At 36.2% G+C, this 26,034-nt stretch carries 26 protein-coding genes and 1 riboswitch; of the genes, 25 read left to right on the top strand and 1 reads right to left on the bottom strand.

The window, feature by feature from the left end; translation table 11 throughout:
- The first annotated feature begins 191 nt into the window (after positions 1 to 191).
- From ABM34_RS01750 to thiT, 10 genes are all read left to right on the top strand, one after another.
- Positions 192 to 2,840 carry a valine--tRNA ligase gene (locus tag ABM34_RS01750; protein ID WP_048702707.1) on the top strand — a complete coding sequence of 883 codons (2,649 nt, stop codon included), beginning with the start codon at positions 192 to 194 and terminating at the stop codon, positions 2,838 to 2,840.
- Positions 2,841 to 2,902: 62 nt separating this feature from the next.
- Positions 2,903 to 4,171, top strand: coding sequence for a bifunctional folylpolyglutamate synthase/dihydrofolate synthase (locus tag ABM34_RS01755; RefSeq protein WP_048702709.1), 1,269 nt, complete (start codon positions 2,903 to 2,905; stop codon positions 4,169 to 4,171).
- An 11-nt stretch (positions 4,172 to 4,182) separates the two neighbouring features.
- Positions 4,183 to 4,422, top strand: a complete 240-nt coding sequence (locus ABM34_RS13535; protein ID WP_335337488.1) for a UPF0758 domain-containing protein — start codon at positions 4,183 to 4,185, stop codon at positions 4,420 to 4,422.
- Positions 4,406 to 4,822, top strand: a complete 417-nt coding sequence (locus ABM34_RS13390; protein WP_232298609.1) for a JAB domain-containing protein — start codon at positions 4,406 to 4,408, stop codon at positions 4,820 to 4,822. The genes ABM34_RS13535 and ABM34_RS13390 overlap by 17 nt, the downstream gene beginning before the upstream one ends.
- Before the next feature lie 93 nt (positions 4,823 to 4,915).
- Positions 4,916 to 5,917 (top strand): rod shape-determining protein, encoded by a 1,002-nt coding sequence (locus tag ABM34_RS01770; protein ID WP_048702715.1) that lies wholly within the window; start codon positions 4,916 to 4,918, stop codon positions 5,915 to 5,917.
- A 46-nt stretch (positions 5,918 to 5,963) separates the two neighbouring features.
- Positions 5,964 to 6,827, top strand: coding sequence for a rod shape-determining protein MreC (gene mreC / locus ABM34_RS01775; protein WP_048702719.1), 864 nt, complete (start codon positions 5,964 to 5,966; stop codon positions 6,825 to 6,827).
- Complete coding sequence (mreD, locus tag ABM34_RS01780) at positions 6,827 to 7,369, top strand: rod shape-determining protein MreD (protein WP_048702721.1); 543 nt, start codon at positions 6,827 to 6,829, stop codon at positions 7,367 to 7,369. The genes mreC and mreD overlap by 1 nt, the downstream gene beginning before the upstream one ends.
- Positions 7,366 to 8,028 (top strand): septum site-determining protein MinC, encoded by a 663-nt coding sequence (locus ABM34_RS01785; RefSeq protein WP_048702723.1) that lies wholly within the window; start codon positions 7,366 to 7,368, stop codon positions 8,026 to 8,028. Before mreD ends, ABM34_RS01785 begins: the two co-directional genes overlap by 4 nt.
- 2 nt (positions 8,029 to 8,030) lie before the next feature.
- Positions 8,031 to 8,831: a septum site-determining protein MinD gene (gene minD, locus ABM34_RS01790; protein WP_048702725.1), complete on the top strand. Its 801-nt coding sequence runs from the start codon at positions 8,031 to 8,033 to the stop codon at positions 8,829 to 8,831.
- Between the two features lie 29 nt (positions 8,832 to 8,860).
- Positions 8,861 to 8,961, top strand: a riboswitch (TPP riboswitch).
- 46 nt (positions 8,962 to 9,007) lie between these two features.
- Positions 9,008 to 9,580 carry an energy-coupled thiamine transporter ThiT gene (thiT, locus tag ABM34_RS01795; RefSeq protein ID WP_048702727.1) on the top strand — a complete coding sequence of 191 codons (573 nt, stop codon included), beginning with the start codon at positions 9,008 to 9,010 and terminating at the stop codon, positions 9,578 to 9,580.
- A gap of 52 nt (positions 9,581 to 9,632) precedes the next feature.
- Here thiT and ABM34_RS13030 read toward each other — a convergent pair whose 3' ends face one another.
- Positions 9,633 to 9,752, bottom strand: coding sequence for a DUF4044 domain-containing protein (locus ABM34_RS13030; protein ID WP_083988245.1), 120 nt, complete (start codon positions 9,750 to 9,752; stop codon positions 9,633 to 9,635).
- A 235-nt stretch (positions 9,753 to 9,987) separates the two neighbouring features.
- On the opposite strand from ABM34_RS13030, the gene mraZ reads away from it, so the two are divergent.
- From mraZ to ileS, 15 genes are all read left to right on the top strand, one after another.
- Positions 9,988 to 10,419 (top strand): division/cell wall cluster transcriptional repressor MraZ, encoded by a 432-nt coding sequence (gene mraZ, locus ABM34_RS01800; protein WP_048702728.1) that lies wholly within the window; start codon positions 9,988 to 9,990, stop codon positions 10,417 to 10,419.
- On the top strand, positions 10,409 to 11,359 hold the full coding sequence (gene rsmH, locus ABM34_RS01805; protein WP_083988246.1) for a 16S rRNA (cytosine(1402)-N(4))-methyltransferase RsmH: 951 nt from the start codon (positions 10,409 to 10,411) through the stop codon (positions 11,357 to 11,359). The genes mraZ and rsmH overlap by 11 nt, the downstream gene beginning before the upstream one ends.
- A 15-nt stretch (positions 11,360 to 11,374) precedes the next feature.
- Positions 11,375 to 11,740: a cell division protein FtsL gene (gene ftsL / locus ABM34_RS01810; protein ID WP_048702730.1), complete on the top strand. Its 366-nt coding sequence runs from the start codon at positions 11,375 to 11,377 to the stop codon at positions 11,738 to 11,740.
- A complete protein-coding gene (locus ABM34_RS01815) occupies positions 11,737 to 13,908 on the top strand; it encodes a penicillin-binding transpeptidase domain-containing protein (protein WP_048702733.1) in 2,172 nt (723 codons plus the stop codon). The genes ftsL and ABM34_RS01815 overlap by 4 nt, the downstream gene beginning before the upstream one ends.
- A gap of 14 nt (positions 13,909 to 13,922) precedes the next feature.
- Positions 13,923 to 14,888, top strand: coding sequence for a phospho-N-acetylmuramoyl-pentapeptide-transferase (gene mraY, locus ABM34_RS01820; RefSeq protein WP_048702734.1), 966 nt, complete (start codon positions 13,923 to 13,925; stop codon positions 14,886 to 14,888).
- Between the two features lie 10 nt (positions 14,889 to 14,898).
- Positions 14,899 to 16,275: a UDP-N-acetylmuramoyl-L-alanine--D-glutamate ligase gene (gene murD, locus ABM34_RS01825; RefSeq protein WP_048702736.1), complete on the top strand. Its 1,377-nt coding sequence runs from the start codon at positions 14,899 to 14,901 to the stop codon at positions 16,273 to 16,275.
- Complete coding sequence (murG, locus tag ABM34_RS01830) at positions 16,268 to 17,377, top strand: undecaprenyldiphospho-muramoylpentapeptide beta-N-acetylglucosaminyltransferase (RefSeq protein WP_048702738.1); 1,110 nt, start codon at positions 16,268 to 16,270, stop codon at positions 17,375 to 17,377. Before murD ends, murG begins: the two co-directional genes overlap by 8 nt.
- A gap of 16 nt (positions 17,378 to 17,393) precedes the next feature.
- Complete coding sequence (locus ABM34_RS01835) at positions 17,394 to 18,095, top strand: cell division protein FtsQ/DivIB (RefSeq protein ID WP_048702740.1); 702 nt, start codon at positions 17,394 to 17,396, stop codon at positions 18,093 to 18,095.
- A gap of 75 nt (positions 18,096 to 18,170) precedes the next feature.
- Positions 18,171 to 19,520, top strand: a complete 1,350-nt coding sequence (ftsA, locus tag ABM34_RS01840) for a cell division protein FtsA (RefSeq protein ID WP_048702742.1) — start codon at positions 18,171 to 18,173, stop codon at positions 19,518 to 19,520.
- A gap of 44 nt (positions 19,521 to 19,564) precedes the next feature.
- Positions 19,565 to 20,803 carry a cell division protein FtsZ gene (gene ftsZ / locus ABM34_RS01845; protein WP_048702744.1) on the top strand — a complete coding sequence of 413 codons (1,239 nt, stop codon included), beginning with the start codon at positions 19,565 to 19,567 and terminating at the stop codon, positions 20,801 to 20,803.
- A 19-nt stretch (positions 20,804 to 20,822) separates the two neighbouring features.
- Entirely contained in the window at positions 20,823 to 21,233 is a 411-nt protein-coding gene (locus tag ABM34_RS01850) for a cell division protein SepF (protein ID WP_048702747.1), read from the top strand.
- Between the two features lie 13 nt (positions 21,234 to 21,246).
- Positions 21,247 to 21,513, top strand: a complete 267-nt coding sequence (locus ABM34_RS01855; RefSeq protein WP_048702749.1) for a YggT family protein — start codon at positions 21,247 to 21,249, stop codon at positions 21,511 to 21,513.
- Positions 21,513 to 22,313: a YlmH family RNA-binding protein gene (locus ABM34_RS01860; RefSeq protein ID WP_048702750.1), complete on the top strand. Its 801-nt coding sequence runs from the start codon at positions 21,513 to 21,515 to the stop codon at positions 22,311 to 22,313. The genes ABM34_RS01855 and ABM34_RS01860 overlap by 1 nt, the downstream gene beginning before the upstream one ends.
- Positions 22,314 to 22,329: 16 nt before the next feature.
- The gene (locus ABM34_RS01865) at positions 22,330 to 23,064 is read left to right on the top strand and encodes a DivIVA domain-containing protein (RefSeq protein ID WP_048702752.1); all 735 of its coding nucleotides are present in this window, start codon (positions 22,330 to 22,332) and stop codon (positions 23,062 to 23,064) included.
- A 185-nt stretch (positions 23,065 to 23,249) separates the two neighbouring features.
- On the top strand, positions 23,250 to 26,030 hold the full coding sequence (ileS, locus tag ABM34_RS01870) for an isoleucine--tRNA ligase (protein ID WP_048702754.1): 2,781 nt from the start codon (positions 23,250 to 23,252) through the stop codon (positions 26,028 to 26,030).
- Positions 26,031 to 26,034: the final 4 nt, after the last annotated feature.

A 26,034-nucleotide genomic window follows, 5' to 3' on the forward strand; every position in this document is an offset into this window, starting at 1 on the left:
GAATTTCAGTGAGAGTAGATTGAGTGAGAACTACTCATTTCCGATAATTGATTGTTACCTGCGAGCTATCATAATGATCGGGCCATCCGTTATCTGTGAGTGAAGGGTATATTACCCTTAATTTAGGTGGCACCGCGAGTATTCGTCCTATCCAGGACGGGTACTCTTTTTTTATTTTATGGAGGAAAAATATGAGAGAAATCGATATGGATACAAAATATAATCCAACCGAAGTTGAAAATGGCCGTTATCAAACATGGCTTGATCAAGGTGTTTTCAAACCTTCTGGTGATAAAAAAGCAAAGCCTTATTCAATTGTTATCCCACCACCAAATGTTACTGGTAAGCTACATTTGGGTCATGCATGGGATACTACAATTCAAGATACATTAATTAGATACAAGCGTATGCAAGGGTACGATACTTTGTATTTACCAGGTATGGATCACGCCGGAATTGCTACGCAAGCTAAGGTTGAAGCAAAATTGCGTGAACAAGGTATTACACGTTACGATCTGGGACGTGAAAAATTCATTCAAGAAGTTTGGAAATGGAAAGATGAGTTTGCCGGCATTATCAAATCTCAATGGGGAAAATTAGGACTTTCATTAGACTATGATCGTGAGAGGTTTACCCTGGATGAAGGTCTATCAAAAGCTGTTAGAAAAGTTTTCGTTAAATTGTATAACGAAGGTTTAATTTATCGTGGTGAGTACATCATTAACTGGGATCCACAACTTCAAACTGCTTTGTCAGATATCGAAGTAATCCACAAAGATGATAAAGGTGCTTTTTATCACGTTAAATATCCATATGCTGATGGCTCTGGATATATCGAAATTGCTACTACTCGTCCAGAAACAATGTTTGGTGACGTGGCTGTTGCCGTTAACCCAAGTGATGAAAGATATAAGGACATTGTTGGAAAAGAAATCATTGTTCCGCTAGTTGATCGTAAAATTCCAATCATCGCTGACCAATACGTAACTAAAGACTTTGGAACTGGTATGGTTAAGATCACACCAGCTCATGATCCTAATGACTTTTTAGTTGGTAATCGTCATGACTTGAAACGTATTAATACAATGAACGCTGACGGTACTATGAATGAAAACGCCGGTAAGTATGTTGGTATGGATAGATTTGAGGCACGTAAGGCAATTGTTGCTGACTTGGAAGACCAAGATTATATGCTTAAGGTTGAACCCATTACTCATAGTGTTGGACATTCAGAACGCTCTGGTGCACAAGTTGAAGCTAGACTTTCAACACAATGGTTCGTTAAGATGAAACCACTTGCAGAAATGGCTTTGAAGAATCAAGAAGGCGACAACAAAGTTAACTTTGTTCCTGAAAGATTTGAAGGCACATTTACACAGTGGATGGAAAATGTTCACGATTGGGTTATTTCACGTCAGTTATGGTGGGGTCACAGAATTCCAGCTTGGTACAACAATGAAACTGGTGAGACTTATGTTGGTGAAGAAGCACCAAAGGATCCAGAAAACTGGACACAAGATTCTGATGTACTAGATACTTGGTTCTCAAGTGCTCTTTGGCCTTTTTCAACTATGGGTTGGCCAGATGAGGATAGTGATGATTACAAACGTTACTTCCCAACTAATACATTGGTTACTGGTTACGATATTATTTTCTTCTGGGTATCAAGAATGATTTTTGATAGTTTGAAGTTTACTGGTAAACGCCCATTTGAGCACGTTGTTATTCATGGACTTATCCGTGACGAACAAGGTCGCAAGATGAGTAAGTCACTAGGTAATGGTATTGATCCAATGGATGTTATCGACAAATATGGTGCAGATGCACTTCGTTGGTTCTTGATGGTTGGTTCAACTCCTGGTCAAGATACTAGATTCAGTTATGACAAAATGGATTCCGCATGGAACTTCATCAACAAGATTTGGAATGCAAGTCGTTTCGTTATCATGAACTTAGATGAAAATACTCCAGCAATGGATGATTTATCTAAAGTAACAACTTATGATTTGACTGATAAATGGATCTTGGCAAAATTGAATGCCACAGTAAATGACGTAAGCCGTTTGCTTGATAAATTCGAATTTGGTGAAGCTGGAAGAAGTTTATATAACTTTATTTGGAATGATTTTTGTGACTGGTATATTGAAATGAGTAAAGCTACTCTTACTGGAGAAGATGGGGATGCTAAGGATCAAAAGAGAATGTTGTTGACGTACGTATTGGACAAAATTCTCAAGTTAATGCACCCAATCATGCCATTTGTAACTGAAAAAATCTGGTTATCAATGCCACATAATGGTAAATCAATTTCATTAGCAGCTTATCCTGAAAATCATGATGAGTTCAAAAATGATGCGGCAGTTGAACAAATGGAAGTCCTAATTGATTTAATTAAATCAGTTAGAAAGATTCGTTTGGAAGCTAACGCTCCACTTTCAAGTGCAATTGACATTTTCATAAAACCTCAAAATGAAGAAATCAAAGAAACGCTTTTGAATAACAAAGAATACATCGATAGATTTGCTCATCCTAAGGAATTGAAGATTGATACTGATCTTGAAGCACCAGAATTAGCAATGACTGGTGTGACAAATGGAACTGAAGTATATATTCCATTAGCCGAATTGATTGACTTAGATGAGGAAATTGCTCGTCAAGAAGAAGAAATGGGCAAGATGGATAAAGAAATATCCAGAATTGAAAAGAAGTTGTCTAATGAAAACTTTGTTAGCAAAGCACCTGAGAAAGTTGTTGATGAACAGAAGTCTAAATTGGCAGATTATCGATTACGTAAAGATAAAATCAGTCAAAGAATTGCTCAACTTCAAAAAAATAAGTAGAATGTAATTAATCAAAGACATCTAGCCGATTGACTAGATGTCTTTTTGTAAGAGGAAGCCAAATGTTTAAAACTTATGAAGAAGCAGTAAACTATATTCACTCATTACCACGATTACATAAAAGAAATACACTGGATGATATTAAGCAAGCTCTAGATAGGCTAGATAATCCTCAAAATTCATATCCTACTGTGCATGTAACTGGTACTAATGGGAAGGGATCGACTGTAAATTATTTGGCTAACTTGTTGGAGACATCTGGTAAAAGAGTCGGCATGTTTACTTCGCCTTTTGTAATCAAGTTTAATGAACGAATTCAAATTAATCATCAAATGATTAGCGACAAAGAAATATTAGATTTGGTTAATCAAATCGTTTCAGTTACAGAAGGAATCAAGTTAATTGAATTTGAATTTGTGACGGTTATGGGATTCTTATATTTTAGGGATAAGGTTGATATCGCAATAATAGAAGTTGGAATAGGTGCTGAGCATGACAAAACCAATGTTATTACCCCGATACTTTCTATAATTACTTCAATTGGGTTAGACCATGAAAAATTAATTGGTCCAACAATTAAAGATATAGCAATTGAAAAGTCTGGAATAATAAAACCTCAAGTTCCGGTAGTATGTGGGGAATTGCCAAAGTCGGTTGAGTCTATAATTGTTGAAAGAGCTAAGAAAGAAAAAAGTGGTCTATTTCAATTAGGTACGAATTTTTATGTTAGCGGTTTTAAAACCAAAGAATACAAAAATCAATTTACTTATGGTGAAAAATTGGTTACAATTCAAGACATTCAGGTTTATGGATTTGAAAAAACTGATGCGGATAATTCAGCCATTGCAATTAAGGCTTTTATCTTAATAGAGAAGATGCTCAAAAGTGAGTGTTCTAGCCGGTTGATCGTAAATCATATTGACGATCATCTGTTACTTGGCCGAGAACAAATTGTCCAAAAAGATCCTTTAGTGTTGATGGATGGTGCTCATAATATCTCAGCTGTTGATAATTTAATAAATTCTTTAACAGCAATCTGGCCTAAAAAAGATATAATTATCTTATACACAGGGATGAAGGACAAGGATAGAGCCGATATATTGACTTTATTGTCGTCTAAAGTTCAAATGGTATATGTATCAAATCTTTTGATGACTAGAGCTGCGAAAAAAGAAGACTATGATTTGGATAGTTATAATAACATTCAATTTGTGTCAGACTACCATTCAAAAATAGATGAGGTCATTTCTAAAATGACAGAAAATCAAATATTTTTGATAACTGGATCTTTTTATTTAATTTCGGAGTTAGAATCCAAATTTAATTCGTAATTTATTACATGATGATAAATATACGAGAAAAATTACAAAAACATGGAACTGATGCACTAACGACCCAAGAGTTGATTGCGGTTATTTTAGGAACAGGAACGAAAGACTGTGATGTTACTAAACTATCCGCTAATGTGCTGATTGGGTCGGATAACTTGAGAAAGCTGAATATGGAATCATTAATTCAGCAAAAAAGGTGTGGGCAACGCCCAGGCCTGCAAGCTACTAGCCGCCGTGGAATTGGGTGCTAGAAAAATTGAACGAGAATCAATGCCCAAGGAACAGATTTCATTGTCTCAATTGGGGAAACATTTAATTAAAAAAATCGGTAATTCGCCACAAGAAAAATTAGTAGCGGTATATTTAGATAACGGTTTTCACATTATAAAGGAGAGCACTATTTTTATCGGCACTGTTGATTCTGCTACAGTTCATCCAAGGGATGTCCTGAGAGAAGGGTTGCGACTGTCAGCACCACAAGTGATCATTTGTCATAACCATCCTGGTGGCAGTTTGTCTGCCAGTCCGGAGGATGAGAGATTCAGTGAACGCTTGAAAAAGTGCTGTGAGTTAGTCGGTATTAATTTAGTTGATCATATTATTGTGACGCCTCATGATTTCTTGAGTTTTAAAGCTCAAGATTTAATTTGATGCTCAGCCGTTCTGTTACTTTAAATTGACACGTTATATGATATAATTTTCGTTAGTGTAAAATGTGGTGTGCAATTAAAGGAGAATAAAAAATTGTTTGGTATAGGATCAAAAAAAGTTGGTATTGACTTAGGTACAGCAAATACTCTTGTTTACGTTGAAGGCAAGGGAATCGTATTAAATGAACCATCAGTTGTTGCAAAGAACAACAATACTGGTGAAATCGTAGCAGTTGGTTCTGATGCGAGAGAAATGATTGGACGTACACCTGGAAGCATTTCAGCCATTCGTCCTATGAGAGACGGTGTTATCGCGGACTACGATACTACTGCAGCTATGATGAAGTATTTCATCGAAAAAACAACCGGTAATTCACATCCATCTGTAATGGTATGTGTGCCAAGTGGTGTTACTGAAGTTGAAAAGAGAGCTGTTATCGAAGCTACTCAACATGCAGGAGCCAAAGAAGCTTATGTAATCGAAGAACCATTTGCAGCTGCAATTGGTGCGGGACTTCCTGTTATGGATCCAACTGGTAACATGGTTGTTGATATTGGTGGTGGTACTACTGATGTCGCTACTATTTCTCTTGGTGGTATTGTCTCATCACGTTCAATCAGAGTTGCTGGTGATAAGTTTGATGAGTCAATTTCTGCTTATATCAAAACAAACTTTAATTTGCAAATCGGTGAAAGAACTGCTGAAGATGTTAAAATGCAAGTTGGTTCAGCCTCAATTGAGAAATCAAAAGAACTTGAATCAATGCAAATTCGTGGTAGAGATTTAGTTACTGGTCTACCAAAGACTATTCAATTAGCTGGCGAAGATATTGCCACTGCTATTCATGAAGATGTTCAAGAGATTATTGAAACAATCAAGGAAACACTTGAAGAAACATCACCTGAAATTGCCGCTGATGTTATTGATCACGGTATTGTTCTAACGGGTGGGGGGGCTTTGTTGCACCATTTACCAGAGGTTATCTCTGAAGCAACTGGAGTGCCTGTATTTATAGCTCAAGACCCACTAGATTGTGTAGCCATCGGTACTGGAGAATCATTGAAAAATATCGATGTAATGCGTCGTCAAAAATAAGCGGGGTGAACCCGCTTTTTTATTTGTTTGAAGGTAGGAGGAAGAAATGCAAAAGTTTTTCTCAAATAAAAAGTTAATTATTTTAATGATAATCATTATTGTAACTTTTGGACTTTTGGCGGTATCTGTTAACGTCAGAGATAAAAAAGATACTCCTCCCGTTGTTCAGCAAGTCGGCAACGATGTCGTTAGTTTGGTTGGTGGCGTATTCTCATATCCAACTAACGGGATAAAGAACGTTTCCTCTGAATTCTCTGATCTCTACAATACCTATGCTGAAAATCGTCGATTGAAATCAAAAATTGAGGATTTAGCACAAAATCAAGCTAAATTAAAAGTTACTCAAGATGAGAACAAGAAACTTAAACAAGAACTAGATTTAAATGCCACTCTTACAGACTATGACACAACTAATGCAGCTGTCTTGACACGATCACCTAGTAGTTGGCAAAACTACCTAGTCATCAATCGCGGTCAAACAAGTGGTATTAAGAAAAACATGCCTGTTATGTCTGGTAAAGGGTTGATTGGTAGAATCGTAGAGGTTAACAAGATTAGTTCTAAGGTTGAGTTGATTTCTACAGATAATGAAATCAATGACAAGTTTGCTTCTGAGATTCTTGATGATAACAAAACTAATATAACTGGTGTCGTGAGTCGCTTTGATAACAGTACAGGTGATTTAGTTATGGAAAATGTCAATTCTGTAAAGGGAATCAAAAAAGGTCAACGTGTAGTTACTTCTGGTCTTGGTGGAAGAACACCAAGAGGTTTATATATCGGTAAGGTATACGGTATTAAGAAGGACGATTATGGAATGACCAATTCTGTATATATTACGCCAGCCGCAGAGTTGAGAAACTTCACTGTTGTTACAGTTATCAAATCTTCTGTAAGTGGTGAAAAATAATGCCTATTAAAACACAAAAGATGATAGGTCAAGTTGTCTTTATTATGCTGGCATTTTACTTTGATGGCTTGATGAAATGGTCTTTTTTAAATAATATGAATAAAGGAACTATGTCAATAGTTCCCCAGTTGATGTTGATGGTACTGGTCATGCTCACCACGAGACTCGATAGTAGAAGAACGATACTAGTTTATGGAATAGTATTTGGTGTCATTTACGATTCATATTATTTTGGGATAATCGGATTGTACACAGTATTGTTGCCACTTATTTTAGTGGGAATTGATCATTATAAATTTTTATTTACCAAAACTTCAGTCGGATATGAGACATCAATTTATTTCTTGTCTTTAACTGCTTTAGAGACTGGTGTATTCCTGCTTGAAAAATTATTCAAGCTTGCATCAGCCGATATAGGTGATTTTATTACCTATATTCTCGGTCCAACTTTGCTTTGGAATATAATAGTATTCTTTATTTTATATGTTCCTTTTGCCAATCTTAGTGATTGGCTAGTTAAGTATAGGAGGGGAACCAAATGAGTGATGTCACTCTTAAAGGTAGTAAAGATGGTTTTTCAGTAATCATTGATGATTCATGTGATTTTGAAGATGCCATGAAGCAACTCAAGAATATGATTGTCGAACAGACTATTGGAACTGACGAAGATGATGTTATTCAATTTACAGTTAAAACTGGTAATCGTCTTTTTGATGAAGAACAAACAGCTCGTGTAAGAAATATCTTTTCAAAGTATCCCCAAATTGAACTAGTAAATATTGAATCTAATGTTATTTTAAAGACTGAATCAGATAAATTGATCGAAGATAACAAATTTAATATTGAAACTGGAATTATTCGAAGTGGGCAAAAAGTTGAGTATCAAGGGGATATCTTGTTCCTTGGTACCTTACATGATGGTTCTCAAATATCAACAGATGGATCAATTTATCTTTTGGGTGAAGTCCATGGTATTGTTCAAGCAGGTTATCCTGACAATACTAATGCTGCTATTATTGGAAACTTAAACGGTGGTGCCCAATATCGAATTGCTGATGTTGTTGAAATTGTTACTGAAGATAATGCTGATAAGTTTACTAATTATAAATTTGCACATATTGATGATCTTCATACGATTAGTGTGGAAGACTTAAAAGAATTTAAAGACGTAATTAATGAAACAAGAAAGAGGACCGAGTAGTTATGGGAATTTCTATTGTTGTGACATCCGGTAAGGGTGGAGTTGGAAAAACAACTACCACAGCTAATGTCAGTACAGAGTTAGCATCTATGGGGAAAAAAGTCTGTATGGTCGATTTAGATATAGGACTTCGTAACTTGGATGCAGTCCTTGGATTAACCAATAGAATAGTATATGACATTGTCGATGTTGCCCAAGAAAGAGTAGTTTTATCACAGGCTCTGGTTAGGGATCCAAGATTCGGAGATAATTTATATCTTCTGGCTGCATCACAATTTTCTGATAAATATGTTTTGGACAATGCAGCAGTAAGTACAATTATTGAATATTTAAAACAAAGATTCGATTTTGTCATGATTGATTGTCCAGCTGGAATTGAATATGGATTCAAAAATGCCGTTAATTCTGCTGATGCAGCTTTAGTTGTGACGAATCCCGAAATAGCATCGGTTAGTGATTCTGATCGTGTTGTTGGTATTTTGGAAAGTCTTGAGATGCCAATTACACCACATTTAATTATCAATAGAATTAGAAAGAACATGATCAACGAAGGTACTTCAATGAAAATTGAAGATATTGTTAATCATTTAGGAATTCCATTAATCGGAATTATAGTTGATGAAGATGAAGTTATCTCTTCTTCAAACGCTGGTGAAACCGTTGTTTCTGATCCTAATAGTGATGCCGGACGTGGTTATAAGAATATTGCTCGCCGTATGTTAGGTGAGAATGTTCCGTTAACATTATTCGACACACCTAAGAAACGCGGATTTATGAGCCGAATGTTTGGACGAAATAACTAGTTGTAGTTATAATGTCGTTAAAATTAAATAGTCAGCACGAGGGGAGCCATTTTGGCTGAGAGTGATTATTATCAGACCCTGAAAACCTGTTATGTTAATGCATGCGTAGGGATAGTGTTTAAACTTACAAATGTACGTAACTTCCTTGTGATGACAATTCCAAGGGAGTTTTTTTTATGGCACAAAATAAGGAATTAATCATATTAACTGAAGGTGCTATTGTAACTGCTGCTGCACAAGCGCTAGCATTTGTCCCGCATTCAGTTGGAATTTCATCTATCGAAGTAGTTTATGGATTAATACCAATGGCCATTTTTGCATTGCGTCGTGGATTAAAGGCGGGGTTAATGGCTGGACTGGTGTGGGGATTACTGGATATGTTATTGCGTGGGCTTAGCACGGGAAGTGTCATGAACCCACTGCAGGGGTTTATTGAGTATCCAATTGCATTTGGAGCAATTGGATTAATTGGACTGGGCAGTTACAAAGTCAAACAGACGATTTCTAATGGTAAAAATTCACTGGGGTGGATTTTGGCATTCAGTGCTTTAGGCTTTTCAGTAAAATATTTATTTCACTTCATAGCTGGTGGTATTTTTTGGGCGGCCTTTGCTCCAAAGGGAATGAATCCTTGGATATATTCATTAGTAATTAATGGTGGTAGTTTTATTGCCAATATGATAATGATGTTGGTCTTAGTAATTATTTTGCACAAAGTATTTAATCAATTAATTATGGTAAAGAAATAAACTTATAAAAAAGAGTCGCATCGAGAATTCTCGATGCGACTCTTTTTGTTATTTATTGTAGTAATCCTGGTACAATTCCAAGCACTACACCAAGAAGGGTAACAATAATCATCAACCAAACAACTCCTTGAATGATTTTAGATAAAGTACTCTTCGGCTTTTTATCGTTCAAAACTGACACCACCTAGTGTAATTATATTTGCAATATTACTTCACCTAGCGGTTTTATGCAACTTCCTTAAAATTTGGTAATATTCCCCCCACCAGTCACCACTTTTTATAATCAGTGATATAGAAGGCTTTTGAGCAATATATTGAAACATAATATGATTATTCTAAGTTCGTGTGGTTAATTGTGGTAAATTGTGGTAAATTAGAAAGTGTTAAAGATTTGAGGTGAGCTTTAGATGTTCATGGGTGAATTTCATCACACAATTGATGCAAAGGGAAGAATAATAGTTCCATCAAAATTCCGCCAAGAAATTGGTGAATCCTTTGTGGTCACACGTGGAATGGACGGATGTCTTTTTGGATATCCCATGGACCAATGGACAAAACTTGAAGCTCAACTCGACAAATTACCATTAACGAAAAAAGATGCTCGTGCCTTTACCAGATTCTTTTATTCGGCAGCTACTGAAGTGGAATTCGATAAGCAAGGACGTATCAATTTATCGGCTCCACTGATCAAGTTTTCTAAATTAGAAAAGAATTGTGTGATCGTGGGAGTATCTGATCGAATCGAAATTTGGGACGAAGAGAATTGGAATAAATTCAATCAAGAGGCAGAAGAGAACTTTGAAGATATTTCGGAGAAGATGACAGACTTTGACTTCTAATGAATTTACACACAAAACAGTTCTCTTAAAAGAGACAATTGACATGCTTGCGCCAAAGGACAACGGAACGTACGTTGATGCAACCTTTGGACGCGGTGGACACACTAAAGAATTATTGAGTCGTGTGCACAATAGTACCGTATATGCTTTTGATCGTGATGAGAGTGCAATTGAAACTGGTGAGGAAATCGAAAATGATCCAAAAATCATTGGAGATAATAAATTGGTTTTAATTCGAGACAATTTCGAGAACATGCAAGAACGTTTGAACGAATTAAATGTTTTTGAAGTAACAGGGATTGTTTATGATCTTGGAGTTTCTTCACCACAGTTTGATGATGCAGTTCGTGGATTTAGCTATAAAAAAGAAGCTAGATTAGATATGAGAATGGATCAACGTCAAGAACTCGATGCAGAGAAAATTGTCAATGATTGGCCATATAATGACTTAGTGAGAATTTTCTTTAAGTATGGTGATGAAAAATTTTCAAAACAAATTGCAAGGTCGATAGAACGCACTCGTGACGACCATCGGATAACTTCTACACTGGAATTGGCGGACATCGTAAAGAACTCAATCCCAGCTGCGAGAAGGCGTACAGGCGGTCATCCCGCTAAGAGAATTTTCCAAGCTATACGTATAGCAGTCAATGACGAGCTTGGCTCACTTGAGAAATCTTTAACAGAAGCGATTGATTTGATAGAAACTAGGGGTAGAATAAGTGTTATCACGTTCCAATCCCTAGAGGATCGCATAGTTAAACATACTTTTAAGGAAGAATCAGAGGTAGATGTTCCAAGAGGCCTTCCTGTAATTCCAAAAGATATTCAACCGACTCTCAAGCTGATCACTCGAAAGCCCATTACACCAAATGATCAAGAACTAGAAGAAAATAATAGAGCACATAGTGCGAAGTTACGTGTTGTAGAAAAGATTTAATATGGAGTGTAGGAAATGTTAGAAAGTACAGCCAGAAACTTACAAAGCTATGAAACAGTTGAAACTGAACCACAAGTCAAATCACAAGAGATTGCCGTTACACACAAAGTGGCTATTTCAAAGACAGAATCACTTTTATTGATCGGTCTAGGAATTTTAACTTTATGTTTAATGACAGCTTTGGTTACAATGAAAGTTTCAATGACTTCTGCACAAAACAGTTTAGACACTGTTACAACACAAATATCCAATACAACCACCAGTAACGTTAACTTACAACAAGAGGTTTCAGAATTAACAAGTTATGACAGATTATCAAGCTTTGCAAAAAAGCATAACTTGAAGATGAGTAATGAAAATGTAAGGAACGTTGCGAAATGAAAAACTTTTTAAAACTTCTTCACAATAAGGCACGAAACAATCACTTTGCAGTAGGTATCGTAATAGTGGTGTTGACTGCCTTTTGTTTTATCATTTTTACCTCTAGATTCGTTTCAATTGCTACAAGCAAGCAATTTGATGGAGTTAATCTAGCGGACAAGACACGACAAAAATATCAACATGTTGACCAAGTTAATGCAAGACGTGGGGACATACTCGATACTAACGGCGACATGATTGCCGGTAACTCGAGTATTTTTGACGTGTACGCGGTTTTATCTACCAAGGCTAAAACTAGTAAGGGTAAACCAGATTATGTTCAAGACAAAGTTAAAACAGCCTTTGAGCTATCGAAATATTTACCTCTATCAAAGAAACAAATATTAGATTATTTGAATCCTACCAATAAAAAACAATATCAAGTCGAATTTGGTCCAGAAGGTAGAAATCTTTCAATTGAAATTAAAAATAAGATTGCTGCACTTCACCTTCAGGGGATTAAGTTTAATGAGTATCCATCTCGTGCTTACCCTAATGGGGTATTTGCTACAAACCAAGTTGGTATTACACAACAAAACAATATTAATGATCCGAACACAAATATTAGTGGATTAATGGGAATTGAACGCTCGTATAATAAAGTTTTATCTGGTACAGGCGGTAAAAAAATTACAAAAATTGATTCTCAAGGGAATGAATTACCTGGCTCGGAAGTTGTTGAAAAGCAAGCTGTCAATGGTTCAAACGTATATTTGACTCTCGACAGTAAGATTCAACAATATGTCGAAATATTGACTCAGAATGTTCAAAATAAGTATCAACCAAAGGACCTACAAGTACTTGTTATGGATTCAAAAACTGGTCAAATAAAGGCCGCTACACAGCGTCCTACGTTTAATCCTTCAACAGGTAAAGGTATGTCTGAGAGTTGGCGTGACACACTGGTGGCTGATCAATTTGAACCTGGTTCAGTAATGAAGATATTGACCATGTCCGCAGCAATCGATTCAGGAAATTATGATCCAAACTCATACTATCAATCAGGTACCGTTGAAGTTGGTGGTAGAACTATCAAGGATTGGAATGATGTTGGTTGGGGGTCAATTCCTCTATATGAAGCATTTCCAAGATCTTCTAACGTCGGTATGGTACACCTTGAACAAACTATGGGTGCCGATACTTGGATGAAATATATGAAGAAATTCAAGATTGGTGACAAAACAGGAATTGAATTACCAGATGAGATTGCTGGTGGAATTTCATATAAACATGCCAGTGATCAAGCGATGACTTCATTTGGGCAAAGTGTCAACGTTAACGATTTTCAAATGCTACAAGCATTTTCTGCTGTTGCAAATAATGGGAAAATGGTAAAACCTCAACTCGTTAAGAAAATAGTTGATCCAAACACCGGAAAGACTACTCAAAAATTTAAGACTGATGTTGTAGGACATCCTATTTCTGCGGATACTGCTACTCAAGTTCGTAATGCTATGAGACAAGTAATCACAGCAGACTATGGTACAGGTGCTGCTTACAAGATTCCTGGAATTTCCGTAGGTGTAAAAACAGGTACAGCGCAAGTTGCATCACCAGCAGGTGGATATTTGACTGGTGCAAGTAACTATATTTTCTCGGTGGCTGGTATGGTTCCATACAAGAATCCTAGATATATCGTTTATATCACAATGAAACAGCCTCAGATCATGTCTACCGCAGCTGAAAAAATGATTGCTGAAATATTTAATCCACTCGTCAAGCGATTGATGACTCAAGAAGATGAATCTGGTGTCGATGTTAAAGCTGGAAGCCAGTATGTTGATATGCCAGACTTTCTAAATAGTTCAGTTGAAGATGCTCAAAAGAAAATCACTAAACTGAATTTACAATCAGGAATAGTTGGAACTGGTGACAAAATTGTTCAACAACTTCCTGCCAGTGGAGAAAAAGTAATGCCTGGTCAACGAATTGTTATGTTAACCAATGGTGCAATGACAATGCCTGATTTGACCGGCTGGTCAAAGAATGATGTACTCAAATTTGCAGAAATCACAGGTCGGACTGTCGTTACCAAGGGTGATGGTTATGTTACAGAACAATCTATAAAGGCAGGCCAAATCATCAATGACAGTGGTAAAATTACAGTAACGTTGAAGAATAATAATTAAGTGGGGATTATTCCATGGAACTAAGTAAGATTTTTATAGATTTAATAAGCAGTTTTGCAATTGTTGCAATTTTTATGCCATTTTTAATTGGCTATTTAATTGCTCATAAAGAAGGTCAATCCATTCGTGAAGAAGGACCTAAATGGCATGAAAAAAAATCAGGAACTCCAACTATGGGTGGACTACTGATTATTATTGCAATGACAATTACTAACCTTTGGGTCGGTGCATGGATGCATCAAATGACTCACGCATTGTTGATTACAACCTTAGTAATCATTTTGTTCGGTTGTATTGGTTTTATTGATGATTTCATCAAAGTATTTAAAAAAAGAAATCTGGGTTTGAAGGCATTACAAAAATTAGTACTTCAAATAATCGTTGCAGTAATTTTCTTACTTGTTTATATCAATGATGAGTTACCTCTGAACTTTTCAATTCCAGGTGTTTTGTCAGTTGATTCCAAAATAGTTTTTGTTCTGTTTACAATTTTTTGGTTGGTTGGGTTTTCAAATGCAACCAATTTAACAGATGGCTTAGATGGCCTATTAGGTGGCCTAGGAAGCATTTCGTATTTGACATATGCAATTATTGCTTTGAACCAGAATCGTGTTGATATAGCTATTGTGTGCTTCTCAGTGGCCGGTGGATTGCTAGGATTCCTTATGTTTAATCATAAGCCAGCAAAAATATTCATGGGTGACGTTGGATCACTAGCATTAGGTGCAGGTCTGGCAGCAATTTCCATTTTACTTGGTCGTTACTGGTCACTACTTCTTATTGGCTTGGTTTACGTCATTGAAACTGCAAGTGTTATGCTCCAAGTTTTCTCATTCAAAGTATTTCGTCGTCGTATTTTCAAGATGACACCAATTCATCATCACTTTGAAATGTTAGGTTGGAGTGAATGGAAAGTTGATATTGTCTTTTGGATTATCGGAATAATTTGTTCAGCAATTTATTTAACAATTTTTATATAGAAGGTTAGTTATGGTCAAAAATAGTAATTACGCAAATAAAAAAATACTTGTTTTAGGCTTGGCAAAAAGTGGCTACGCTGTTGCTAAACTTTTGAAAAAAATTAACTGTGATATCACTGTCGTAGATTCCAATCCACTTGAAGGCAATGAAGAAGCGAATGCTTTGATTCAAGAGGGATTTAACGTAATTACCGGCAGTAATGATGCAAAACTGATTGATGGAACTTATGATTTTGTAGTTAAAAATCCTGGTATTCCATACGAGAATGAATTAATCAAACGAGCAATTGAACTAAAAGTTCCTGTAATTACTGAACCAGAAATAGCATATAGTTGTTCAGATGCCACTATGGTTGCGGTTACTGGTAGCAATGGTAAAACGACTGTTACAACTTTGATCCAATTAATGCTGGATCATTCACCACAATTTAAGAATTCTTATTATGCGGGTAATATCGGTATACCTATTTCAGATGTTATTCAAAAAGCCACTGCTGATGATGTTGTAGTGACTGAATTATCCAGTTTTCAATTAGAAGGAACAATCGATTTACATCCAGAGGTAGCCGTGTTGAATAATATTTATTCAGCCCATTTAGATTTTCATAAAACACGTGAAAATTATATAAATGCAAAAATGAATATCACACAGAACCAAACTGCAGATGATTATTTTGTCGTCAACTGGAACACGTCAGAGTGGAGAAATCTTTCAAAGAGATCATCAGCACAAGTAATTCCATTTTCTGATCAACAAGAATTAGGTTTTGGAGCATACTTGTCTGACGGTAATATTTATTACAATCGCCATTTGATCATGAATGAAGATGAAATCAAGGTCCCCGGAGAACATAATGTCCAAAACGCTTTAGCTGCAATTGATGTAGCGAAAATATTTGGTGTATCTGATGGCGACATTATTGAAGTGCTAAGCCAATTTAGTGGCGTTAAACACCGTATTCAATATGTGGATAAATTTGAAGATAGAATTTTCTATAATGATTCCAAAGCAACGAATATCGAAGCAACTACAGTTGCTTTACACGCTTTTAAACAACCAATTACATTAATTGCTGGTGGCCTTGACCGTGGAAATACTTTTGATGAACTGGTTCCATCCTTGAAAGGTAGTGTCCACAGTATAGTTGTATACGGCGAGACTGCTTCGAAGATGATTGACGCTGCAGAAAAAGCTGAAATTGGCAATATCGTGGAAGTTCAAAACTTGTCCGAAGCAGTTCCTGAAGCTTTCAAACAAAGTTCAGCTGGAGATGTAGTTCTTCTTTCACCTGCTGCAGCTAGTTGGGATCAGTTTGATACATTTGAACAACGTGGGGATCTATTTATTGAGGAAGTAAAAAAACTAAAGGGGAGCAAAAATGACTAAATTACGAATTATTGTGTCCGGTGGTGGAACAGGAGGACATATTTATCCTGCAATGGCTTTAATTAAGCGATTGAAGGAACGTGACATGATTGAAGATGTTCTTTATGTTGGTACTGAGAATGGTCTAGAAAGCAAGATTGTTACTCGTGAAGGTATTGCATTTAAGACCATTAAAATTAGCGGTTTCAAACGTAAGTTAACATTGGAAAACATCAAAGTTGTGAATATGTTTCTTTCTTCTATCGGTAAGTCAAAGAAAATAATTCGTGAATTTAAGCCAGATATTGTTGTCGGAACCGGTGGGTATGTTTCAAGTGCGATTGTCTATGCAGCACATGCACTTAAAATTCCAACTGTAATCCATGAGCAAAATACAATTGCTGGCGTGACAAACAAATTCTTAGGTCATTTTGTTGATAAAATTGCAATTGCGTTTCATCAAGCTGAAGATCAATTTTCTGAAAAGAAGAAAATTGTGTTTACAGGTAACCCTCGTGCTCAGGAAGCTGCGGGAATCAAAGCAAATGATCGCTTAAAGGATTTTAATTTAGACTCAGCGAAATCAACTGTTTTGATTTTCGGTGGTTCTCGAGGCGCAGAGCCTATTAATAGAGCAGTTATTGGAGCTTTACCTGAATTTAGTGAAGCCGATTTTCAAGTTTTATTTGTGACAGGTAGGGTGCATTACGATGGTGTGATTAAGAGAATCGAACAGAAGTATTTGGATCAGCCAAATATTTCTATCCAACCATACATTGACAACATGCCGGAAATTTTGCCAGATTTGAAGCTCATTGTTGGTAGAAGTGGTGCAACGAGCATTGCTGAAATTACAGCACTTGGTATTCCCGCAATTTTTATTCCTAGTCCCTATGTCACTCATGATCATCAAACAATTAATGCACGAGAAATTTCAGCTAACGGTGCTGCAAAGATTATGCCTGAAGCTGATTTAACTTCTGCAAAATTGTTTGAGGGAATATCTGACATTTTGACCAACGAGAATGTTGAGAATGAAATGTCGGATGCTTCCAAAGAAATTGGTGTACCGGATGCTTCAGATAAGCTCATTGCAGTGTTAACTGATTTAATAAAGAAATAGTTTTTGAGGTAACCAAATGTCTAAAAAGCGAAAGAGTTATGAAAAAAGCTTTATTATTTTAATTGTTGCTATTGTAATTATTTTCTTGGCATATTTTGGGTCCCCTTTGAGTAAAGTTAGAAATATAACTGTTAAGGGAGTTAATGATTTAGGTGCACAACAAGTCATTGATGCAACCAAAATCACCGACAACTCCTTATTACTGGGAGTTTTCTTGAGGCAAAATTCAATTTCTAATAATACTCACAAGGAACTTCCCTCTGTTAAGTCAGTTTCATTTAAGACGAAAAACTTACGAGATCTAACTATTAACGTCAATGAATATCCAACGTTGGGATTGATATTCAAAGATGGATATTATTATCGGATTATCGATAATGGCAAAATTCTTTCGAATAAGTTGAAATCTTACACAGGTAATTATCCAATATATACAAATTTTGATAAAAAAGATGATTTGAAAAAAATAACTGAGATATATAAGAAGATGCCAGAGAGTGTCAAAAATAATATTTCAGAAATTCATAATGCATCAACAAAAATTAATCCATATCGGATAAAAATCGATATGAATGACGGTAATAAAGTGATTGCGGATACTCGAACGGTAGACAAGAAAATGAAATACTATCCAAGTATTGCTTCACAAATGAAGAAAAAGGGAGTCATCGATATAGAAGTGGGTGCTTATTCTTACCCATTTGATGACAAGAAATAGGTTTAATATAATCATTTTTGTGTTAAAATTTTTTAATGAAGGTTTTTTAACTATTTAAGGAGGCAACCACTGTCTATGGACAATTCAGAGTTTTTCGTCGGTCTTGATATTGGTACTAACTCTATAAAAGTGGTAGTCGCTGAAGCATCAGACGATAAATTAAGTGTCGTCGGTGTCGGAAGTGAGCGATCTGAAGGGGTAAGTCGTGGTGTTATTGTTGATATTGACAAAGCGGCTGGTGCAATAAAGCGAGCGGTCAAAAAAGCCGAAACACAAGCAAATATTACTATTAAAGAAGTAATAGTTGGAATTTCAGCAAATATGCTGCAAATTGAAAAGTGTCAAGGAATGATTGCTGTTGGCACACAATCAAAAGAAATTACTGAAAATGATGTAAGACAAGTTATGGCAGCTGCCATGATTCAAAATCTACCAAGTGAAAGAGAAGTTGTTTCACTAATTCCAAAACAATTTTCTGTGGATGGATTTAATAATATTCGTGATCCACGTGGAATGATTGGTGTTCGTTTGGAAATGAAAGGTATTATCTATACCGCTCCTAAAACAATCGTTCACAATACTAAGAAGGCTATTCAAAAAGCTGGACTACATATTGTTCACAAAGTCATTGCTCCAATGGCACTTAGCCAAGTTGCTTTAGACGATGGTGAGAGTGATTTTGGTGCCGTAATCATTGACATGGGTGCAGGTCAAACTACTGCTTCGGTTGTGCATGATCACAATTTGAAGTTATCAACTGTCGATTTTGAAGGTGGAGATTACGTTACACACGATATTTCAGTTGTGCTTAATACCACAGTTGAAAATGCTTCACAATTAAAGTTATATTACGGTACTGCAAACTCGGCAAACGCTGATACTGATGATACAATCAGTGTTGATGTAGTAGGTCAATCTGAACCGGAAACAATTTCAGAAGAATACTTATCAGAAATTATTGAAGCTAGACTTCAACAGATATTTACTCGACTTAAGGGACCACTTGAAGACGCAAGTGCACTTTCATTACCGGGTGGAATTGTTTTAACTGGTGGTGTGGCTGCTACTTCGGGAATTGAGGAGCTTGCTAAACAGATTTTTGGTGTGAAAGTTAGACGTTATGTCCCAGCACAGATGGGCATGAGATATCCTTCTTATGCGTTGGGCTTAGGCTTAGTGTCGTATACATCGAATTTGAACGAAATTGGAATTATTGCTGATAATGTAGTCAACGGTGCTGCAATTAATCAAAATGATTCGAGCGCAAGACCAAATGTTCAACCACAGACTTATCCCGATGAGAGCAAAGCAGGTGCTAAAGAAAAGCCAGCTGCTAAGCCTAAGAAAGTTTCTGAAAAGAAGAAACCTGAAAAGGGTGCTCGAATGGATCGAGTCAAGAACTTCTGGAGTAAGTTTTTTGATTAATTAGAAAGTTAACTATTAAGACAGGTAATAGGAGGAACTCCTTAATGGAATATTCATTAGATTCAAGTGAAAATATGGGGGCAGTTATTAAAGTAATCGGTGTCGGTGGAGCAGGTGGAAATGCTGTTAACCGTATGGTCGATACTGGAATAAAAGGTGTGCAATTTATTGCCGCAAATACTGATGTCCAAGCTTTGGAAAGCTCACAAGCTGAAACAAAAATTCAATTAGGACCTAAATTGACAAGAGGCTTAGGTGCTGGTTCGAATCCGGAAATTGGTCAAAAGGCCGCCCAAGAAAGTGAAGAAGCGATTAAGGAGGCCCTTGAAGGTGCCGATATGATCTTTATCACTGCCGGAATGGGTGGTGGTACTGGTACTGGTGCTGCACCTATTGTTGCAAACATTGCTAAAGAAAGCGGTGCTTTGACTGTTGGCGTTGTTACACGTCCATTTGCTTTTGAAGGATCAAAACGTTCACGCTTTGCTGCAGACGGTATTAGTGAACTTAAAAAAGACGTTGATACTTTGGTATTAATTTCAAATAGTAAGTTACTAGAAATTGTTGATAAGAAGACACCTATGAACGAAGCATTCAGCATTGCTGATGATGTTTTGAGACAAGGTGTACAAAGTATTTCTGATTTAATTACATCACCAGGATTCGTTAACTTGGATTTTGCTGATGTTAAGACTGTCATGTCTGACCAAGGTTCAGCTCTTATGGGTATTGGTACAGCAAACGGTGAAAATAGAATTACTGATGCTACAAACAAAGCTATTTCTTCACCATTACTTGAAGTTTCAATTGATGGTGCAAAACAAGTTCTTCTTAACATTACTGGTGGTCCTGACTTGTCATTATTTGAAGCACAAGATGCTGCTCAAATCGTTACAGATCAAGCAACCAAAGATGTTAATATCATTTTTGGTACATCTATTGATGAGACACTTGGTGACCAAGTTAAGGTTACTGTTATTGCTACAGGTGTTGAAACAGAAGGCGCTAAGAAAGAAAATCAAAATCGCCGTCTTAACTTGAACAATCCAAATGCTGTCTTTGATGGACAAGACAGACCAGATAGTAATGATGCTCAAGGACAAACACAACAAACTCAAACAGATACATTTGCTGATTGGGACATTAATCAATCAAATAACAATAATTCAAACAATGTTTCAGGTGAAAAGAGTGATTTTGATATCTTCCAAAAGCCAGAAACAATCGACTTGAGTGATGATGACGATGATTCGACACCACCAATTTTCAAGCGTAGAAAATAATTAACTAGGGAGTTTAACTATGGCATTTGAAAAATTAGGTAACTTTTTTGGCATCAGTGATGACGAAAATTACGATGCCGGTAAACAAGTAGACCAAACAAATAATGAATCAGTTGATTATTCAAACAACGAAAAAGTTGTTTCAATTGATTCCGGCAATAACGCAAAGACTGGTAGCAGCAAAATTGCTATATACCAACCAAGAGTTTATGCTGATGCCAAAGTTGTTGCTAAACAAATTTTAAATAACAAAGCTGTTATCGTTAATTTCAATAACATCAATGATGAACAAGCAAAGAGAATTGTTGACTTCTTAACTGGTACTGTTTTCGCCTTAAACGGTGAAATCAAGCGAGTTGGGGACAAGATTTTCCTTTGCACACCACCTAAGTTTCAAATAGATGGTAGTATTCCTGACATTGGTGAATAATGGAGGAAATTAAATGGGACAAATAATGAATGGATTACCAGTCATTATCGGTGGAATTTTTGGTGTTTACCAATTGTTAATATTTGTTTATTGCATATTAACATTCATTCCATCTGTTTTTAATTCGGCATTCGGTCGAATGATAGCAGGGGTAGTTCAGCCATTTCTAAATTTGATTTCAAGGATCATTCCAACTAGAATCGGTCTGATTGATTTTGCCCCAATTATTGCTTTAGTGTTAGTTCAAGTCTTAGAGAAAGTGATTTTTATGATAATTTAATGAGTGATAAAGTGAAGGTCGATATAAACGGTGGATATTTCCGCCCTGAAGAAAAACCTTTTATCGATAAAATCGGTGATTTATTACTCCGAACACAATCTATGTATATCCCACAATTAACGGATTTTTTAAATCTTCGTGAGCGTGCCATCTTAGATAATTTAGTTAACAAATATGATGATTTATTTGTTCATTACTATGGTGGATACGAGGGAGCAGAAAGGGTCAGGGGCATTATTGCTCCTGATTATTTTGTACCCAAACAATCTGATTTTAAAGAATCGTTGTATGAGATTAGGTATCCGGAGAGATTCGCCAATTTGCATCATGGACAAATATTAGGTTCATTAACTGGATCTGGTATGGATCGTGATCATTTTGGAGATATCATCACCAATGGCAAAAGATGGCAGTTTTTTTGTTTTGATAACTTAGATCAATTTGTCGAAGACCAAGTGGATAAAATTGGTTCGTTCAAAGTTCATTTGGATAAGAAGGATATTCAAAAAGATATAATTATGCCGATTGACGAGTCAGCTGATGAGACAATTAATGTCCAATCACTCAGACTCGATACAATTATTGCGGATGTCTATGATATTTCAAGGACGCAGTCTAAGTCTTTGATTGAACATGGCCGAATACAATTAAATTGGGTTCCAAATCGCAATGCGAGTGCGTTTGTAACTTTGTATGATACTATTAGTGTTAGAGGCTATGGACGTATTAGAATTAATGATATTATGGGCAAATCCAGAAATAATAAATACATAGTTTTTGTAAACATAATCAGAAAATAGTCGGGGGTGTTGTTTGATGGTCTTGTCACCTATCGAAATACATAATAAAGAGTTTGATCGAAAGTTTCGTGGATATGATCGAGAACAAGTTGATGATTTTATGGGTCAAATCGTAAATGATTATGATTTGGCTTTGCAACAAAATGCTCAATTACAAAAAGAATTGAAACAATCACGATCACAATTGAAGTATTTCACAGAAATGAAAGATGCTTTGAATCAATCTATTTTAGTGGCTCAAGATGCTGCTGATAAGGTTAAGGCAAATGCTGAGAAAGAAGCTCAAGTAATCTCTGAAGAGGCACAATCTAAAGCTAGAGATTTATTAGACCAGTCAACAGACAAATCTAATCAGATTCTTGAAGATGCTTCTGACAAAGCCAGACAGGTTACCATTCAAACTGATGATCTGAAAAGTAAAACTAGTTCATTCAGAGCAACTTTGCAAAAGATGTTGCAACAACAACTTGAATACGTTGAAAGCCCTGAATGGAACAAGATGCTTGAACAGACACCCACTGACGACTTGAAACAAAGAATTGGTATGCAGGCTGATGATTCTGACTTGACTAATGATCCTGGGATAAATCAAGGTTCAGTTGACCAGAATTCACAACAAGGTGTTTCAAATCCTGAGCAAGTGGATTATAATGAAAACATTCCAGATAACAAAACGTCAGATTCATATACAATAAACAACGACCAAAATGGTCCTACGTTTAACTTTGACGCTGATAACGGAAACAACTAAAGAAGACAAGTGCAACTCTAAAACATTTCCAGCGAGCTGATGATGGTGTGAGATCAGTAAATTAAGTAGAGATTGTATATCAACTTTTTTAGACAAGATAATAAATTATACCAATAGGTGGTACAGCGAAAGAATTCGTCCTAGTTTGGATGGGTTCTTTTTTTTTTAAAAGGGAGAGTGAAAATATGCGAGTAAAAGACACATTGAACTTGGGAAAAACAAAATTCCCTATGCGTGGAAATCTTCCCAACAAAGAGGCCGAATGGCAAAAGGATTGGGAAGAAAACAAAGTCTATGAAAAAAGACAAAAACTAAACGAAGGTAAACCAACTTTTGAATTATTAGATGGACCTCCATTTGCCAATGGTGACATTCATATGGGGCATGCCTTGAACAAGATTTCTAAGGATATTATTGTTCGTTACAAATCAATGGATGGATATCGTTCACCTTATGTTCCTGGATGGGATACTCATGGTCTTCCAATTGAACAACAACTCGCTAAAAAGGGTGTTAAACGTAAGGAAATCGGTATGGCTGAATACCGTGAAATGTGTAGAAAATTTGCTGAACAAGAAATTGCTAAGCAAATGGCTGGTTTCAAAAGATTAGGTGTTTCAGCTGATTGGGATCACCCATATATTACTTATCAACCAGAATTCGAAAAAGAAGAAGTTAAAGTTTTTGGTGAAATGGTAAATAAGGGTTATATCTATCGTGGTAAAAAACCGGTTTATTGGTCACCCTCATCAGAATCAACTTTAGCTGAAGCTGAAATTGAATATAAAGATATCAAATCGCCATCAATTTTCGTAGCATTTAAAGTTCGCGATGGTAAAGATCTATTGGACAAGGATACATCGTTCATTATTTGGACAACTACTCCTTGGACAATGCCTTCTAACTTGGCTATTTGTGTAAATCCTAAATTCGATTATGCATTAGTTAATGCTGACGGTAAAAAATATGTTGTTGCTGAAGAACGTATTAGTTTCTTAAAAGAAACATTGGGTTGGGAGAACGTTGAAACTTTGAAGACGTTCAAAGGCTCTGAACTAGAAGGATTAAAAGCAACACACCCATTCTATGACAGAGAATCATTATTAATTCTTGGTAATCACGTTACTCTTGATGATGGTACTGGTTTAGTTCATACAGCTCCTGGATTTGGTGCTGATGACTTTGTTGTTGGTATGAAGTATAAGCTACCAATTTTCTCACCAATTGATGAACATGGTTGTTTCACTGACGAGGTTCCAGAATACAAAGGTGTATTTTACGATGACGCCAACAAATTAATTACAAAACGTATGCAAGACAATGGTTCATTGTTGAAGCTTAGTTTCTTCACTCACAGTTATCCACATGACTGGCGTACAAAGAAACCGGTAATATTCCGTGCAACACCACAGTGGTTTGCTTCTATTGATGATTTCAGAGACCAATTGCTTGAAGAACTTGAAAAAGTTAGTTTCATTCCTGATTGGGGTAAGAAACGTCTTTATAATATGATTCGCGACCGTGGCGATTGGGTTATTTCAAGACAACGTGCTTGGGGTGTTCCACTTCCAATTTTCTATGGTGAGAATGGCGAACCAATTATGACCAAAGAAATCATTGATCACGTTGCTGATTTATTCGGTAAGTATGGTTCGGGAATTTGGTTCGAAAAGGATGCGAAAGATCTTCTTCCAGAAGGTTATACAAATCCTAATAGTCCAAATGGTAAATTTACAAAAGAAACAGACATAATGGATGTTTGGTTTGACTCAGGTACAGCTCATGCTGGTGTTGCTAAGTTACGCGACAACTTAACTTTCCCGGCTGACTTAGTTCTTGAAGGTTCTGACCAATATCGTGGATGGTTCAATTCATTACTTATTACTTCAGTTGCTGCCTTTGGTGTTGCTCCTTATAAAGCAATTCTTTCTCAAGGATTCACTCTTGATAAAAATGGTGTCAAAATGAGTAAGTCACTAGGTAATGTTATTGCACCTAGTGATATCGAACGTCAATTTGGTGCTGAAATTATTCGTTTATGGGTAGCTTCGGTAGATGCAAGTTCTGATGTTCAGGTTTCAGTTGATTCATTCAAACAATCTTCTGATTCATATCGTAAAATTCGTAATACAATCAGATTCATGTTAGCCAATACAACAGATTTCGATCCTAAAGAAAATCGCGTGGACTATAAAGATTTACGTCCAGAGGATAAATATATTGTCATGAAATTGAATGACTTAATTGAATCAGTATTGAATGATTATGATAAATTTGATTTTGCTAGTGTTAATAAGTCAGTCTTGAAGTTCCTTACAAATGATTTATCAACATTCTACTTAGATTTTGCTAAAGATGTTGTTTACATTGACCCAGAAGATTCACATTCACGCCGTTCAATGCAAACAGTTATCTATGATTCGGCTGTAGCATTAGCTAAGTTATTGACACCAATTCTTCCTCACACAATGGAACAAGTATGGGAATACTTGAAAGAGCCAGAGGAATACGTACAATTGGCAGAAATGCCTAAGGCAGAAAAACAAGCTGATTTTGATGAAATCAGATCAACTTGGGATACATTTATGAGTTTCAGAGATGATATTCAAAAGTCTCTAGAGGTCGCTCGTGATAACAAAATGATTGGTAAATCACTTGAAGCCAAAGTCACTGTTTATCCAAATGATGACTTGAAAGCTGCTTTAGCAAAAATTGATAGTAACTTGGGACAATTATTAATTGTTTCTCAATTTGAGATTAGTGATCAACCTGCTCCAGCAGATGCAGATCAATATACAGAAGAAAGTGTATTGGTTCAAAAAGCTGAAGGTAAAGTATGTACGAGATGTCGTATGACTAAAACAGATGTTGGTTCTGACTCAAACTTCCCAGACTTCTGTGCAAGATGTGCTAAGATAGTTACTGAACAATATCCACAAACTATAAGCGAAGGCTTTGAAGACTAGGTTA

It is taken from the genome of Companilactobacillus ginsenosidimutans (genome assembly GCF_001050475.1).
Lineage (GTDB): Bacteria > Bacillota > Bacilli > Lactobacillales > Lactobacillaceae > Companilactobacillus > Companilactobacillus ginsenosidimutans.

Excerpts from the sequence above, each read along its gene's own strand:
- ABM34_RS01855 (WP_048702749.1), top strand. The coding sequence starts at position 21,247 with ATGGGACAAATAATGAATGGATTACCAGTCATTATCGGTGGAATTTTT.
- murG (WP_048702738.1), top strand. The coding sequence starts at position 16,268 with ATGACTAAATTACGAATTATTGTGTCCGGTGGTGGAACAGGAGGACAT.
- ABM34_RS01815 (WP_048702733.1), top strand. The coding sequence starts at position 11,737 with ATGAAAAACTTTTTAAAACTTCTTCACAATAAGGCACGAAACAATCAC.
- ftsA (WP_048702742.1), top strand. The coding sequence starts at position 18,171 with ATGGACAATTCAGAGTTTTTCGTCGGTCTTGATATTGGTACTAACTCT.
- mraZ (WP_048702728.1), top strand. The coding sequence starts at position 9,988 with ATGTTCATGGGTGAATTTCATCACACAATTGATGCAAAGGGAAGAATA.
- ABM34_RS01785 (WP_048702723.1), top strand. The coding sequence starts at position 7,366 with ATGAGTGATGTCACTCTTAAAGGTAGTAAAGATGGTTTTTCAGTAATC.
- ABM34_RS01835 (WP_048702740.1), top strand. The coding sequence starts at position 17,394 with ATGTCTAAAAAGCGAAAGAGTTATGAAAAAAGCTTTATTATTTTAATT.
- ftsZ (WP_048702744.1), top strand. The coding sequence starts at position 19,565 with ATGGAATATTCATTAGATTCAAGTGAAAATATGGGGGCAGTTATTAAA.
- ftsL (WP_048702730.1), top strand. The coding sequence starts at position 11,375 with ATGTTAGAAAGTACAGCCAGAAACTTACAAAGCTATGAAACAGTTGAA.
- mraY (WP_048702734.1), top strand. The coding sequence starts at position 13,923 with ATGGAACTAAGTAAGATTTTTATAGATTTAATAAGCAGTTTTGCAATT.
- murD (WP_048702736.1), top strand. The coding sequence starts at position 14,899 with ATGGTCAAAAATAGTAATTACGCAAATAAAAAAATACTTGTTTTAGGC.
- thiT (WP_048702727.1), top strand. The coding sequence starts at position 9,008 with ATGGCACAAAATAAGGAATTAATCATATTAACTGAAGGTGCTATTGTA.
- ABM34_RS01850 (WP_048702747.1), top strand. The coding sequence starts at position 20,823 with ATGGCATTTGAAAAATTAGGTAACTTTTTTGGCATCAGTGATGACGAA.
- ABM34_RS01860 (WP_048702750.1), top strand. The coding sequence starts at position 21,513 with ATGAGTGATAAAGTGAAGGTCGATATAAACGGTGGATATTTCCGCCCT.
- mreD (WP_048702721.1), top strand. The coding sequence starts at position 6,827 with ATGCCTATTAAAACACAAAAGATGATAGGTCAAGTTGTCTTTATTATG.
- minD (WP_048702725.1), top strand. The coding sequence starts at position 8,031 with ATGGGAATTTCTATTGTTGTGACATCCGGTAAGGGTGGAGTTGGAAAA.
- ABM34_RS13535 (WP_335337488.1), top strand. The coding sequence starts at position 4,183 with ATGATAAATATACGAGAAAAATTACAAAAACATGGAACTGATGCACTA.
- ABM34_RS01750 (WP_048702707.1), top strand. The coding sequence starts at position 192 with ATGAGAGAAATCGATATGGATACAAAATATAATCCAACCGAAGTTGAA.
- ileS (WP_048702754.1), top strand. The coding sequence starts at position 23,250 with ATGCGAGTAAAAGACACATTGAACTTGGGAAAAACAAAATTCCCTATG.
- ABM34_RS01755 (WP_048702709.1), top strand. The coding sequence starts at position 2,903 with ATGTTTAAAACTTATGAAGAAGCAGTAAACTATATTCACTCATTACCA.
- mreC (WP_048702719.1), top strand. The coding sequence starts at position 5,964 with ATGCAAAAGTTTTTCTCAAATAAAAAGTTAATTATTTTAATGATAATC.
- ABM34_RS01865 (WP_048702752.1), top strand. The coding sequence starts at position 22,330 with ATGGTCTTGTCACCTATCGAAATACATAATAAAGAGTTTGATCGAAAG.